Genomic DNA, 12,927 nt, shown 5'->3' with positions numbered 1-12,927 from the left:
CCCCCCGATGCCCCGGGGGGGCCCCCCCCAAACCCCCCCGCCCCGCCCCCTCGGGGGGGGTGCGGGCCCGGCGAGGCGGACGGGCGGCCTCCCTGCAGGGTCCCGCCGCGAGCTGGCGAGCGGTGGGGGGCAGGGAGGTCCTTCTAGTGCGCGGCCTCGTAGGCCTCGACGACGCTGGCCGGGATGCGGCCGCGGTCGCTGACCGCGTGACCGTTCTTGCGGGCCCAGTCGCGGATCGCGCCGGCCTGCTCGCGGTCCATGCGACCGCCGCCGGTGGCCCGGGAGCGCCCGCCGCCGGACGCGCGCCCGCCGCCGCGACCGACCTTGCGGGCGGCCTGCACATAACGCGAGAGGGCGTTCCGCATCTCCTCGGCGTTCTTGTCGGAGAGGTCGATCTCGTAGTTCGTGCCGTCCAGCGAGAAACTCACGGTCTCGTCGGCCGTCAGGTTCTCGTCGAGGTCGTCACTGAGGATCACCTGGACCTTACGAGCCATTTCTGTTCCCACTCCTCACCGGGGCCTCGATTCTCGGGCCCGTTTGCCCGCCCATCCGAGGGCGAGTTCCAATGCCACTGAGAACCATAGTGCATTCGGCGCGATTTCCGGAACACCGCACCGAATGGAGTGAATCGGCGTAGGGCGGATCAGGACGGGGAAAGGGGCCGCACGAGTGGGAACAGGATGGTCTCGCGGATCCCCAGACCGGTGAGCGTCATCATGAGCCGGTCCATCCCCATGCCCATGCCCCCGGTCGGCGGCATCCCGTACTCCAGGGCCTCGAGGAAGTCCTCGTCGAGGGCCATGGCCTCGGGGTCGCCGGCCGCGGCGAGGGCGGCCTGGGCGGTGAACCGCTCGCGCTGGGCCACCGGGTCGACCAGCTCGGAGTAGGCCGTGGCCCGCTCCACCCCGGCGATGTAGAGGTCCCACTTCTCGGCCAGGCCGGGCGTGGACCGGTGCGCCCGGGTCAAGGGCGAGGTGTCCAGCGGGTAGTCGACGACGAAGGTCGGGGACCGCAGCGTGGCCTGGACCAGCGCCTCGAACAGCTCCTCGACCACCTTGCCGGGGATCCAGGCGGGGTCCACCCCGACGTCGTGCCGCTCGGCGACCTGCCGCAGCCGCTCGACCGGCGTCTCCGGCGTGATCTCCTCCCCCACCGCCTCGGACACCGCCGTGTACAGCGGGACCTGCGGCCACTCCCCCGACAGGTCGATCTCCGTGCCGTCGTGGTGCCGGGCGACGTGGTCGCCGAACAGCGCCGCGCAGCACTCCTGGGTCAGCTCGCGGGTGAGGGTGGCCATCACCTGGTAGTCGGCGTAGGCCTGGTAGGTCTCGAGCATCGCGAACTCGGGCGAGTGCGTGCTGTCGGCGCCCTCGTTCCGGAAGTTGCGGTTGATCTCGAACACGCGGTCCAGCCCGCCGACGATGCACCGCTTCAGGAACAGCTCGGGCGCGATCCGCAGGTACAGGTCGAGGTCGAAGGCGTTCATGTGCGTGCGGAACGGCCGCGCGGCGGCCCCGCCGTGCACCGTCTGCAGCATCGGCGTCTCGACCTCGAGGTAGCCACGGGCGCCGAGGCCCGCGCGCAGCGTCGACATCACGGTCGCCCGCTGCCGCACGGTGCGGCGGGCCTCGTCGCGCACGATCAGGTCCACGTACCGACGGCGGACCCGCAGCTCCTCGCTCATCGGCTTGTGCGCGACCGGCAGTGGCCGCAGCGCCTTGGCGGTCAGCTGCCACGAGTCGGCGAAGACGGAGAGCTCGCCGCGGCGCGACGTCCCGACCTCGCCCTCGACGAAGACGTGGTCGCCGAGGTCGACGTCGGCCTTCCAGGCGTCCAGCGCCTCCTCGCCGACCCGGTCGCGGGACAGCATGACCTGCAGCTCGGCGTCCCCCTCGCGCAGCGTGGCGAAGCACAGCTTGCCGGTGTTGCGGCTGAACAGGACCCGGCCCGTGACGCCGACCCGCTGCCCGGTCATGGTGTCCGCCGGCAGGTCGGGGTGCTCGGCGCGGACGTCGGCCAGGGTGGTGGTCCGGGCGACGGTGACCGGGTAGGGGTCGATCCCGGCGGCCCGCAACCGGTCGAGCTTGGCCCGGCGCACCCGGAGCTGTTCGGGGAGTTCGTCGTCGGGGGAGCTCGGCGGTACCTCGGTCACGGACGCCGAGCCTACGGGGAGGCCGGCCGCCGTCCCGCGCCCTGCTGCCGCTCGAAGGCCAGCCGCAACCCGTGCACCGTGAGGTCCGGCTCGCGCTCCCCGATCGTCCGGCAGCTGCCCGCGACCAGCGACGACAGCCCGCCGGTGGCCACGACGACCGGCGGGACGCCGAACTGCGCGACGAGCTCGGCGGCGATCCGGGACACCAGCCCGTCGACCAGGCCGGCGAACCCGAGCACCAGCCCCGACTGCAGCGCGGCGACGGTGTTCTTGCCAATGGCCTGCGGCGGCACGGTCAACTCGACCGACCGCAGCTGCGCGGCGCGGCTGGCCAGCGCCTCCAGGCTGACCTCGACCCCGGGCGCGAGCGCCCCGCCGAGGAACTGCCCCGCGGGCCCGACGGCGTCGACGTTGGTCGAGGTGCCGAAGTCGACGACCACCACGGGGCGGGCCGCGCCGTCCGGGGCGCGGCCGAACAGCTCGTGCGCGGCCAGCGCGGTGACCACCCGGTCCGCGCCGACCTCCCGGGGGTTGTCCACGTGCAGCGGGACGCCGGTGCGCACGCCCGGGCCGATGAGGACGACCGGGACCTCGAGGGAGTCCAGGAGCTGGCGCATCGCCGGCAGCAGCGCGGGCACCGTCGAGCAGGCCGAGACCCCGGTGACGACGGTGTCGCGCAGCAGTCCGCGCCAGAGCATCCGGAGCTCGTCGGAGGTGGCCCGCGGTGCGGTGGTCACCCGCCAGCAGCCCACCCGCCGGTCGCCGTCGAACGTGGCCAGGACGGTCTGGCTGTTGCCGACGTCGACGGTGAGCAGCACGGCTCAGCCCCGCAGGTCGAGGGCGAGGTCGAGGATCGGCGCGGAGTGCGTGAGCGCGCCGACCGACAGGTAGTCCACGCCGGTCTCGGCCACCTCGCGGGCGACGTCGAGGCTCAGCCCGCCGGTGGCCTCGAGCTCGGCGCGGCCGGCGACCAGCGCCACCACCTCGCGCAGGGCCGCCGGCGGCATGTTGTCGCAGAGCAGGAAGTCGGCACCGGCCTCGACCGCCTCCACCGCCTGCTCCGGCACGTCCACCTCGACCTGCACGGTGACCCGAGGGGCCCGCTCGCGGACCGCGGCCACGGCGGCGGCCACCGAGCCGGCCGCGGCGACGTGGTTGTCCTTGACCATCGCGACGTCGTACAGGCCCATCCGCTTGTTCGACCCGCCACCGCACCGGACGGCGTACTTCTCCAGCGGCCGCAGCCCCGGGGTGGTCTTGCGGGTGTCCAGGACGACGGCGCCGGTCCCCTCGACGGCGTCCACCCAGCGGCGGGTGAGCGTGGCGATGCCGCTGGCCCGGCTGGCGATGTTGAGGGCGCTGCGCTCGGCGGCCAGCAGCGCGCGCACCGGCCCGCGGACGGTCAGCAGCACGTCGCCGCGCGCCACCCGGTCGCCGTCGGTCGCGCCGGCGGTCAGCGTGGCCCCGGGCGCGAGCCGGGTGAAGACCCGCGCGGCGACCGGCAGCCCCGCGACCACGCCGTCGGCGCGGGCCACGAGGTCGGCGGTGCCCAGCTGCCCGGCCGGCACGGTCGCGGCGCTGGTGACGTCGTGCGTGACCGCGAGGTCGGGGTCGCTCGGCAGGGGCGCGCCGCCGGTGAGGTCCTCGGCCAGGGTGCGCTCGACCAGCTCGTCGACCCACGCCTCGGTCAGGCCGGTGCCGGCGAGGTCGCGGGGGTCGCTCACCACGGCTGCACCACCGGGGTGCCGACCGGGCGGCGGTCGACCCGCAGCTGCCCGTCCTCGTCGAGTCGCACGTCCAGGTGCACGCGCCAGGCCTCCTCGGTCTCGGGGTGGTCCTCCCGCCAGTGGCAGCCCCGGGTCTCCTCGCGCGCCGCGGCGGCGAGGGCCAGGGCACTGGCGACGGTGAGCAGGTCGGTGGCCTCCCAGCCGGCCACGCCGGGACTCGTCCCGCCCACCCCGTCGCCGAGCCCGGCGGCCAGCGCGGCCAGCGTCCGCGTGGCCTCGGCCAGCCCGCCCCCGCTGCGCAGCGCGCCCACGCGGGCGGACATGGTGTCGGTGACCCGGCGTCGGCCCGCGGCGTCCAGCAGGCCGGACGGCGCGGCCTCGCGGGCGCGGACCGGCTGGGCCGGCGGGAGCCGCTCGGCCAGCTCGGCGCCGATGCGCGCGGCGAACACCAGCCCCTCCAGCAGCGAGTTCGACGCCAGCCGGTTGGCGCCGTGCACGCCGGTGCAGGCGACCTCCCCGCACGCGTAGAGCCCGGGCACCGTCGTCCGGCCGGCGAGGTCGGTGACCAGCCCGCCCGAGGCGTAGTGCGCCGCCGGCGTGACCGGGATCAGCTGCGTGACCGGGTCGATGCCCGCTGCGCGGCACCTCGCGGTGATCGTGGGGAACCGCCGGGCGACGTCGGGCACCGCGCGGGCGTCGAGCTGCACGTGGTCGACCCCGTCGCGCAGCTGCACGCGGGTGATGGCCTTGGCGACGACGTCGCGCGGGGCCAGCTCGGCCAGCGGGTGCACGCCGAGCATGAACCGCTCCCCCGCTCCGTCCCGCAGCACCGCGCCCTCGCCGCGCAGCGCCTCGCTGACCAGCGGCTGCTGACCGCGCACGTCCGGGCCCAGGTACAGCGACGTGGGGTGGAACTGGACGAACTCGAGGTCGGTGGCGACCGCCCCCGCGCGCAGGCCCAGCGCGACGCCGTCCCCGGTGGAGACCGCGGGGTTGGTGGTGGCGGCGTAGACCTGCCCCATGCCGCCGGTGGCCAGCACGACCGCGCGGGCGCGCACCGCGCCGACGCCGTCGGCACTGCCCTCGCCGAGCACGTGCAGCGTCACGCCGGCCGCCCGCCCGTCGGCGTCGGTGAGCAGGTCGAGCACCATCGCGTGCTCGACGAGGGTGACCCCGGGGTCGGCGCGGACAGCGTCCTGCAGGGCGCGCTGCACCTCCGAGCCGGTGGCGTCGCCGCCGGCGTGCACGATCCGGTCGGCGGAGTGCCCGCCCTCACGGGTGAGCAGCAGCCGGCCGGAAGGGTCGCGGTCGAACGCGGCGCCCCAGTCCATCAGCTGGCGCAGCCGGTCGGGGCCCTCGGAGACCAGCACCGACACCGCCTCGGGCTCGCACAGGCCGACCCCGGCGACCTCGGTGTCGCGGGCGTGCGCCTCGGGGCTGTCCGCGGGGTCGAGGACGGCGGCGATCCCGCCCTGCGCCCAGCGGGTCGACCCGGCGTCCACCCGGACCTTGGTGACCACGGCGACCGACAGGCCGGCCGCCCGGGCGTGCAGGGCCACGCACAGCCCGGCCACCCCCGAGCCGACGACGCAGACGTCGGCGGCCAGCTCCCAGCCGGGCGCCGGCGCGGGCAGCCGCAGGGGGAGCCCGGTGACGGTGTCGGTCGCGGCGGCCGTCACCGAACCGGCACGCCGAGCGGAAGGACCTCGTCCTCCCCGCCGCTCGCAAGCTCGCGAGGGAACACGGGACGAGGCCGTGACGTGGTGGCGGTCGGCGATGTCGCAAGCGGGCTCCGCTGGTGGTCCGCCGCGCCGGGGACGGGCGCCGAGGGGTCGCCCCCCAGCTCGACGACGCGGTTGGCGCCGTCGACGTGCACGACCGCGGGGATGTGCGACTTCGCCTCGGTCTCGTCCATCAGGGCGTAGCTGATCAGGATGACCAGGTCGCCGGGGTGGACCAGGTGCGCGGCGGCGCCGTTGATCCCGATGACGCCGCTGCCCCGCTCGCCCGGGATGACGTAGGTCTCCAGCCGGGCGCCGTTGGTGACGTCGACGATCGCGACCTGCTCGCCGGGCAGGAGGTCCGCCGCGTCGAGGAGGTCCTCGTCGATCGTCACCGAGCCCACGTAGTGCAGGTCGGCCTGGGTGACCGTCGCGCGGTGGATCTTGGACTTGAGCATGGTGCGCATCATCGGTCTGCTCCCAGCGAGACGGGGACGTTGTCCAGGAGTCGGGTGGTGCCGGCGCGGGCGGCGACCAGCAGGCGGGCCGGGCCGGCGGCGGGCACCGGGCCGAGGTCGGGGTCGGTCAGCTCGAGGTAGTCGGACACCAGCTCCGGGGCGGTGGCCAGCACCGCCCGGGCCGCGGCCAGGACCGCGTCGGCGCCCCGCGGGCCCGCCGCGGCACCGGCGCCCAGCGCCCTGGACAACGCGACGGCGGCGGCCCGCTGTTCCGCGCTCAGGTAGCGGTTGCGGGAGGACAGCGCCAGGCCGTCGTCCTCCCTGACGGTGGGCACGCCGACGACGTCGACGCCGAGGGCCAGCTCACGGGCCATGGCCCGGATCAGCGTCAGCTGCTGGTAGTCCTTCTCGCCGAAGACGGCGAGGTCCGGGCGGACCAGCCCGAACAGCTTGGCGACGACGGTCAGCACGCCGGCGAAGTGCCCGGGGCGGACGGCGCCCTCCAGCACCCCGCCCAGCGGCCCGGGATCGACGGTCACGCCGAGCGCCCCGGGCGGGTAGACCTCGGCCACCCCCGGGTGGAAGACGACGTCGGCGCCCTCCTCGGCCAGGGCCGCCAGGTCGGCGTCCCAGGTGCGCGGATAGCGGTCGAAGTCCTCCCTGGGCCCGAACTGGGTGGGGTTGACGAAGACCGAGACGACGACGCTGCCGGCCCGCTCGCGCGCCGTGCGCACCAGCGTGCGGTGGCCCTCGTGCAGCGCGCCCATGGTGGGGACGAGGGCCACCGGCCCGGGCAGGCTCCCCCGCAGCCGGGCGAGGTCGCCGGACGTCTCCGCGACGGCGGGCACGGTGACGGCGGCGCTCACCGGGAGCCCGAGGAGAGGAGGACCACGGTCAGCCGTCCGCTCGCTCGCTGGCGAGGGAACCGGGACCGGAGCCGACCAGGAGGTCGACCAGCGGCGCTCCCTCGTGCGGCCGGAGCCGGCCGGAGGCCAGGGCCCGCTCGGTGGTCCGGCGGGCCATCGCGACGTAGGCGGCGACGGACTCCGGCGCCCGCTCGCCGAGGACCGTCAGGTGGTCGCGGACGGTGCCGACGTCCCCGCGGCTGACCGGGCCGGTCAACCCGCGGTCGCCCCGGCGCAGCCCGTTGTCCAGCGCCGCGGTGAGCAGGGGGGCGAGCACGCGGGCCGGCTCCTCCACACCCGCCGCGCGCAGCAGGTCGGCGGCCTCCGCGACGAGGGTGACCAGGTGGTTGGCGCCGGTGACCAGGGCGGCGTGGTACAGGCGGCGGTCGGCTTCGGCCACGAAGAACGGCTCACCGCCCATCTCGAGCACCAGCGTCTCGGCCACCGGCCGGTCCTCGGGGGAGCTGGTGACGGCGAAGGGGGCACCGGCCAGCCGGTCGGCGTCCTCGGCCGCCCCCGTGAAGGTCATCGCCGGGTGCAGCGCCAGCGGCAGCACGCCGGCCCGGGCGGCGGGGGCGAGGACGGCCAGGCCGTGCGCGCCGGAGGTGTGGAAGGTGAGCTGGCCGGCGCGCCAGACGCCGGTCTCCGCGAGGCCGGCGACCAGGCCGGGGAGGGTGTCGTCGGGCACGGCCAGCACGACCAGGTCGGCGGCGGCGACCACCTCGTCGGTGGGCCGCAGCGGAGTTCCGGGCAGCAGCCGGGCGGCGCGCTCGGCGGAGGCGGCGGAGAGGCCGGCGGCGGCGACGACGTCGTGGCCGGCGGCGGTCAGGGCGGCGCCCAGGACGGCGCCGACGCGTCCGGCGCCGACGATGCCGACGCGCAGGCGGGCGGGGGCGGAGCCGGCCGGGGGCAGACCGGCGGCACGGGTCCTGCGGGCAGCAGGCATCGGGGCACCTCTTCGTTCCAGTCCCTCGCGGGTACCGGACTCGCAGGTCGCGGCCCCCTGCCGTTGGAGGCCGTCCGTCGTGCTGGTGGTGCGGGTCGGCGCCGCCCCCGCTGCGACCGGGTGTGTCACGCGGGTTGAGCGCCGAACGCGAGTGTGGAACCGGCCGGCGGCGGGTGCAACGGCTGGGAGGTGTGGGGTGGCTCACGCGGAGCGGCACCTACGGTGTCGGGCGGTACGACGACGGCAGGAGGAGACGCGTGAGCAGCCTCGAGGGACGCACCGCACTGGTCACCGGCGCCAGCCGGGGCATCGGGCTGGCGATCGCGCGCAGCCTGGTGGACCGCGGCGCGCGGGTCGTCGTGACCGCCCGCACGGCCGACGCGCTGGCCGAGGCGGTGACCGCGCTGGGCGGCCCCGGGGTCGCGGTCGGGCTGGCCGGCAACGCCGGGGACGCCGAGCACCGGGCGCAGGCGGTGCGGACCGCCGTCGACACCTTCGGCAGCCTGGACCTGCTGGTCGGCAACGTCGGCATCAACCCGCTCTACGGGCCGCTGGTGGACCTCCCCCTCGACGGCTTCCGCAAGGTCCTCGACACCAACGTCGTCGCCACCCTCGGGCTGGTCCAGGAGGCCTGGCGGGCGTGGATGGCCGAGCACGGCGGCTCGGTGCTGCTGGTGGCGTCGGTGGCCGGGCTCAAGGCCTCGCCGATGATCGGCGCCTACGGGGTCAGCAAGGCCGCGCTGGTCAACCTGGTCACCCAGCTCGCCGTGGAGCTCGGCCCGCGGGTGCGGGTCAACGCCGTGGCGCCGGCGGTGGTCAAGACGCGGTTCGCCACCGCGCTGTACGAGGGCCGGGAGGCCGAGGTCGCTGCCCAGTACCCGGTGGGGCGGCTCGGGGTGCCCGAGGACGTCGGGGAGGCCGCCGCCTACCTGCTGGGGGACGGCGCGGGCTGGGTCACCGGCCAGACCCTGGTGCTCGACGGAGGCGCCCTGTCCCGCGGCCCCGCCTAGCCCCCCGTGCAGGGGCCGGCGCGCGAGCCTGCGAGCCGTGGGGGGCACGGGGGTCCTCCTTCAGCTGCCGAGGACCCGCGAGAGGACGTCGTCGGGCTCGTCGTCGTCCCGGTGGCGACGCCGGCGCCGGCCGCCGGTCGACGGGCTGACCCCGTTCTCGGCGAGGATCTCGGCCAGCCGGGACGGGCCGCCCGCGGAGTCCTCGGTGGGCTCGGGGAACCACGACGGCACCGGCGGCCGCTCGCGCCGGGCCACCGGGCGCAGCTCGGTGGGCTGCTCCGCCGGGGTCTGCGGCCGGTGCAGGTCGTCGGTGCGGCGGCGCCGCGGCTCGGCCGGCTCCTCCGGCTCGACCAGGGAGCGCTCGGCCAGCCAGTCCAGCGGGGGCGGGGGTGGGGGCGGCGGAGCGGGCACCTGGAACGCCGCCGTGCCCGTCGGCTCGCCCCAGCCGGGGGCCTCGATGGTGCGCGGAGCCGGGGACTCGGCCGGAGCGGGGCCGGGGCGGGTGGCCTGGGTGCGCAGCAGGATCCGCTCGATGAGCATCTCGCCGGACAGCTGCTCGGTGAGCTCGGCGCGCAGCCGCCCGACGTCGGCGCGGACCTCGGCCAGCTGGGCCAGGTCGCTGCGCAGCTCCGGCAGCTGGGCGAGCCCCGCGCGGAGCTCGGCGAGGTCGCCGCGCAGCTCGGCGACGCCGGCCAGGTCCCGGCGCAGGCCGGCCAGGTCCCGGCGCAGGCCGGCCACCTCCGCGACGTCCCGGCGGAGGCCGGCCACCTCGGCGAGGTCACCGCGCAACTCGGCCACCCGGGCGAGCTCGCCGCGCAGCGCGTCGACCTCGGCCCGCACGGACTGCTCGGCCTCGTGGCGGACACCGTTCGCCAGCCGCAGCTCGGTCTCCCGGCGGGCCGCGACCTCGCGCTCCAGCTCCAGCTCGTAGGCCAGCCGCAGCTCCTCCTCGCGCTCGGCGGCCTCCCGGCCGGGGCCGCCGGCGGCCGATCCCCGGCGGCTGCCGGCCAGCGCGGCGAGCACGAAGGCCCAGGCCGCACCGACCACCGCCAGCCGCAGGACCTGAGGGTCGTCGCTGAGGAAGACGACGGCCGTGGCCGCCACCGCCAGGAGGAAGCCGAGGACCAGGCCCGCGGTGCGCAGGGTCGACGAGCCGGATGGCGCGGCGCCGGCCGACGTCCCCTCCCGGTCCCCCCGCATGCGGTCAGGGTAACGGCGAGAGAGCTCCCGATCACGTCCCGCGAGGAGCACGTCGCGGGACGTGGACGGGGCCGCCCCGGGTCCTCCTACTGCTGGGCCAGCGCCCCGTCGGAGCTGAAGACCAGACCGAGGGAGATCTCGCCCTGCTGGAGGGCGGCCTTGGTCAGCGGGCCGCCGGTGTCCAGCTCGCGGAACTCGGCGAACTGCAGCCCGTAGGACTCCTCCAGGCCGGGCTGGCAGAACGGCCGGTCCGGGCACTCGGCCGGCCCACCCAGGACCAGCGAGCCGTCCCCGCAGGCGTCGGCCAGCTCCGAGAGCGTGCTGACGCCCAGCTCGTCGGCGAGGGCCTGGGTGACGGCGAACGCGTTCTGGTCGGCGGCCTCGGACGGCTGCCCGAACACCAGCCCGACCTGCTCGGCCAGCGGCTGCAGCGCGCTCACCGTCGCCTGGACGTCGCCGCTGGCCACCGCCTCCGCGTCGGGGCCGTTCACCTGGCGGTTGAGGAACTCGGTCGCCGTCGACAGGTACTCGGGGAACACCTGGATCTCCGAGCCGGAGATGAGGGCCGGCAGGTAGAGCTCCCGGTTGCCCACCTCGCGCACCGAGGCGTCGAAGCCGGCCGCGCCGAGCACGTCGGCGTAGATGTTGGCCAGGACCGTCGACTCGGTGAAGTTGGCACCGCCCACGGTGACCGTGCCCGAGCCCTGCTCCAGCCCGTCGGTCACGCCGCTGTCCTCGATCCAGCCCGCGGCGACGTCCTCGGCGCTCTGCCGATCGACGTCCACCGCGGCGTTCATGGCGATGAGGTCCTCGGTGGTCAGCGCCGCGGAGACGGCGTCGAGCGCGGGCACCAGCGCCGGGTTGGCCTGCGCGGTCGCCACGGTGACCGCGGGGACGACGTTGTCGGCGTTCTGCAGCTGCTGGTCGTCCTCGAGCACGACGAGCTGGTCGCCGGCGACCGGCGCGCACGCCTCGCCGGAGGCGGCGCTCGTGCCGCCGTCTGCGCCGCCGCCGGTGCCCGACGAGCCGGACTCGCCGCACGCCGTCGCGGTGAGCAGCACCGCGGCCAGTGCGAGGGGAGGGAGGACCCGGGTACGCGTGTGCATGTCGCCCGCCTTCTGTGTCCCGTGCGGCCGTCGGCCGCGACGCGTGTCTGGCGGGAGGGCTCCCGCGTCGCACATGCAACCCCGGACCGGGCCCGTCGTCACGCCGGGGCGGCAGCCGTTGCGCGGTTGTTACGGACGGACCCTCCTGCCGGGGGCCGTCGTCAGAGCGGGACGCCGGCCGCCGTGGGCTCCGGCTGTCCCGGCCGGTCCCGGCGCACGCCGGCGAACGGCAGCCGGCGCCGGCCCGGGGTCAGCGCCCAGGACACCAGCACCAGCACCAGCTCGGTGAGCAGCGCCAGCGCCGCCACGAGGACCGCGCCCGCGATCATCTGGCCGAAGTCCTGCTGCCCGAAGCCGAGGTTGATGATCCGGCCCAGCCCGCCCCCGCCGACCAGCGCGGCCAGGGTCGCCGTCGCGACCACCTGCACCGCCGCCGTCCGGACGCCGGTCATCACCAGGGGCAGCGCCAGCGGGAACTCCACCCGGGCCAGCCTCTGCCGGCGGCTCATGCCCATCGCCCGGGCGGCCTCGAGCACGTCGCGGTCGACCTCGCGGAACCCGACGAAGGTGTTGGTCAGCATCGGGGGGATGGCGAACACGGCGAGGGCGACGACGGTGGCGGCGCTGCTGAAGCCGATCGGCGTCACGGCGAAGACGGTGAGCAGGGCGAGGGTCGGGACGGCACGGCTGACGTTGGAGAGGACGACGATCGCCCCCGCGCCCCGGCCGCTGCGGCCCAGGAGCACCCCGGCCGGGACGGCGAGCACCGCGGCGGCGGCCACGGCCAGGGCCGAGACGGTGAGGTGCTGGCCGAGCAGGTCGAGGATGCCGCCGCGGCGGGTCCAGTTGAACGGGTCGTTGAGGTAGACGGCGGCGTCCCCGAACACGCTCACGAGGCCTCCTCGCTGGCGCTCGTCCGCCTCGTTCGCGGCGCTGCTGCGTCGATGTGTGAGCTCGCGAGCTCGCTCACGACCTGACCGCCCGGGTCCAGGGGGTCAGCAGGCGCTCGGTCCCGGCGAGCAGCACGTCGGCCACGAGCGCGAGCAGCACGCAGCCGACCGCGCCGGTGACGATCTCGGCCCGGTAGAAGTTGGCGTTGAAGCCGCCGACGATCAGCTGCCCCAGCCCACCGTTGCCGGTGATGACCCCGACGGTGGTCAGCGCGACGGTGGACACGGTGGCGATCCGCAGCCCCGCCATGAAGGCCGGCAGCGCCAGGGGCAGGTCCACCTGGAGGAACAGCCGCACCGGGCCGTAGCCCATGCCGCGGGCCGCCTCGCGCACGTCGGCGGGCACCGACTGCAGCCCGGCGAGGAAGTTCCGCACGAGGACGACGAGCGTGTAGAAGGTCAGCCCGACGAGCACCGTGGTCGCCGAGAGCCGCCCGGTGAACGGCGCCAGGAAGGCGAACATCGCCAGCGACGGGATCGTGTAGGCGATCGAGGACAGGCTCAGCACCGGCCCGGACAGCCACCGTGAGCGCCGGGCCAGGAGCGCCAGCGGCAGGGCGAGCAGCGCGCCGAGCAGGACCGCGCCGACGGTCAGCCTGACGTGCTGGCCGAGGTGGCCCACAATGGTGTCCCAGTTGTCCGTCACGTACGACGGGTCGAACCACGGGTTCGGCGCCCCGTCGGCAGCGAGGGCCTGCCCGCCGGGGTCGCTCGCCGCGCCCAGCAGCGGGCGCGCACCCAGGGAGGCCACG

13 protein-coding genes are annotated in these 12,927 nt (G+C 76.1%); 1 reads left to right on the top strand and 12 read right to left on the bottom strand.

Annotation, left to right across the window (positions count from 1 at the left end):
* Positions 1-143: 143 nt before the first annotated feature.
* From PGN05_RS09235 to PGN05_RS09200, 8 genes are all read right to left on the bottom strand, one after another.
* Positions 144-494, bottom strand: coding sequence for a histone-like nucleoid-structuring protein Lsr2 (locus PGN05_RS09235; RefSeq protein WP_419752237.1), 351 nt, complete (start codon positions 492-494; stop codon positions 144-146).
* A 149-nt stretch (positions 495-643) separates the two neighbouring features.
* Positions 644-2,152 (bottom strand): lysine--tRNA ligase, encoded by a 1,509-nt coding sequence (gene lysS / locus PGN05_RS09230; protein WP_419752236.1) that lies wholly within the window; start codon positions 2,150-2,152, stop codon positions 644-646.
* A gap of 11 nt (positions 2,153-2,163) precedes the next feature.
* Positions 2,164-2,970: a type III pantothenate kinase gene (locus tag PGN05_RS09225; protein ID WP_419752235.1), complete on the bottom strand. Its 807-nt coding sequence runs from the start codon at positions 2,968-2,970 to the stop codon at positions 2,164-2,166.
* A 3-nt stretch (positions 2,971-2,973) separates the two neighbouring features.
* Entirely contained in the window at positions 2,974-3,876 is a 903-nt protein-coding gene (gene nadC, locus PGN05_RS09220; RefSeq protein WP_419752234.1) for a carboxylating nicotinate-nucleotide diphosphorylase, read from the bottom strand.
* Positions 3,873-5,558, bottom strand: coding sequence for an L-aspartate oxidase (locus PGN05_RS09215; RefSeq protein WP_419752233.1), 1,686 nt, complete (start codon positions 5,556-5,558; stop codon positions 3,873-3,875). The genes nadC and PGN05_RS09215 overlap by 4 nt, the downstream gene beginning before the upstream one ends.
* A complete protein-coding gene (gene panD, locus PGN05_RS09210; RefSeq protein WP_419752232.1) occupies positions 5,555-6,058 on the bottom strand; it encodes an aspartate 1-decarboxylase in 504 nt (167 codons plus the stop codon). Before panD ends, PGN05_RS09215 begins: the two co-directional genes overlap by 4 nt.
* Positions 6,059-6,066: 8 nt before the next feature.
* The gene (panC, locus tag PGN05_RS09205) at positions 6,067-6,924 is read right to left on the bottom strand and encodes a pantoate--beta-alanine ligase (protein WP_419752231.1); all 858 of its coding nucleotides are present in this window, start codon (positions 6,922-6,924) and stop codon (positions 6,067-6,069) included.
* 28 nt (positions 6,925-6,952) lie between these two features.
* Complete coding sequence (locus PGN05_RS09200) at positions 6,953-7,909, bottom strand: Rossmann-like and DUF2520 domain-containing protein (RefSeq protein ID WP_419752230.1); 957 nt, start codon at positions 7,907-7,909, stop codon at positions 6,953-6,955.
* A gap of 257 nt (positions 7,910-8,166) precedes the next feature.
* Here PGN05_RS09200 and PGN05_RS09195 point away from each other — a divergent pair, with 257 nt between their 5' ends.
* On the top strand, positions 8,167-8,919 hold the full coding sequence (locus PGN05_RS09195) for an SDR family oxidoreductase (RefSeq protein ID WP_419752229.1): 753 nt from the start codon (positions 8,167-8,169) through the stop codon (positions 8,917-8,919).
* 60 nt (positions 8,920-8,979) lie between these two features.
* Here the strand turns inward: PGN05_RS09195 and PGN05_RS09190 are convergent, their stop codons facing one another.
* From PGN05_RS09190 to PGN05_RS09175, 4 genes are all read right to left on the bottom strand, one after another.
* Positions 8,980-10,119: a DUF6779 domain-containing protein gene (locus tag PGN05_RS09190; RefSeq protein WP_419752228.1), complete on the bottom strand. Its 1,140-nt coding sequence runs from the start codon at positions 10,117-10,119 to the stop codon at positions 8,980-8,982.
* 86 nt (positions 10,120-10,205) lie between these two features.
* The gene (locus PGN05_RS09185) at positions 10,206-11,225 is read right to left on the bottom strand and encodes a glycine betaine ABC transporter substrate-binding protein (protein ID WP_419752227.1); all 1,020 of its coding nucleotides are present in this window, start codon (positions 11,223-11,225) and stop codon (positions 10,206-10,208) included.
* A gap of 161 nt (positions 11,226-11,386) precedes the next feature.
* Complete coding sequence (locus PGN05_RS09180) at positions 11,387-12,118, bottom strand: ABC transporter permease (protein WP_419752226.1); 732 nt, start codon at positions 12,116-12,118, stop codon at positions 11,387-11,389.
* A 73-nt stretch (positions 12,119-12,191) separates the two neighbouring features.
* Positions 12,192-12,926 (bottom strand): ABC transporter permease, encoded by a 735-nt coding sequence (locus PGN05_RS09175; RefSeq protein WP_419752225.1) that lies wholly within the window; start codon positions 12,924-12,926, stop codon positions 12,192-12,194.
* Position 12,927 lies beyond the last annotated feature (1 nt).

Source organism: Geodermatophilus sp. CPCC 206100, from assembly GCF_048569675.1.
Taxonomy (GTDB): Bacteria; Actinomycetota; Actinomycetes; order Mycobacteriales; family Geodermatophilaceae; genus Geodermatophilus.
The sequence above is the reverse complement of the archived record's forward strand: the minus strand, read 5'-3'. Positions and strand labels throughout refer to the sequence as shown.

Excerpts from the sequence above, each read along its gene's own strand:
- PGN05_RS09235 (WP_419752237.1), bottom strand. The coding sequence starts at position 494 with ATGGCTCGTAAGGTCCAGGTGATCCTCAGTGACGACCTCGACGAGAAC.
- panD (WP_419752232.1), bottom strand. The coding sequence starts at position 6,058 with ATGCTCAAGTCCAAGATCCACCGCGCGACGGTCACCCAGGCCGACCTG.
- PGN05_RS09200 (WP_419752230.1), bottom strand. The coding sequence starts at position 7,909 with ATGCCTGCTGCCCGCAGGACCCGTGCCGCCGGTCTGCCCCCGGCCGGC.
- PGN05_RS09190 (WP_419752228.1), bottom strand. The coding sequence starts at position 10,119 with ATGCGGGGGGACCGGGAGGGGACGTCGGCCGGCGCCGCGCCATCCGGC.
- PGN05_RS09185 (WP_419752227.1), bottom strand. The coding sequence starts at position 11,225 with ATGCACACGCGTACCCGGGTCCTCCCTCCCCTCGCACTGGCCGCGGTG.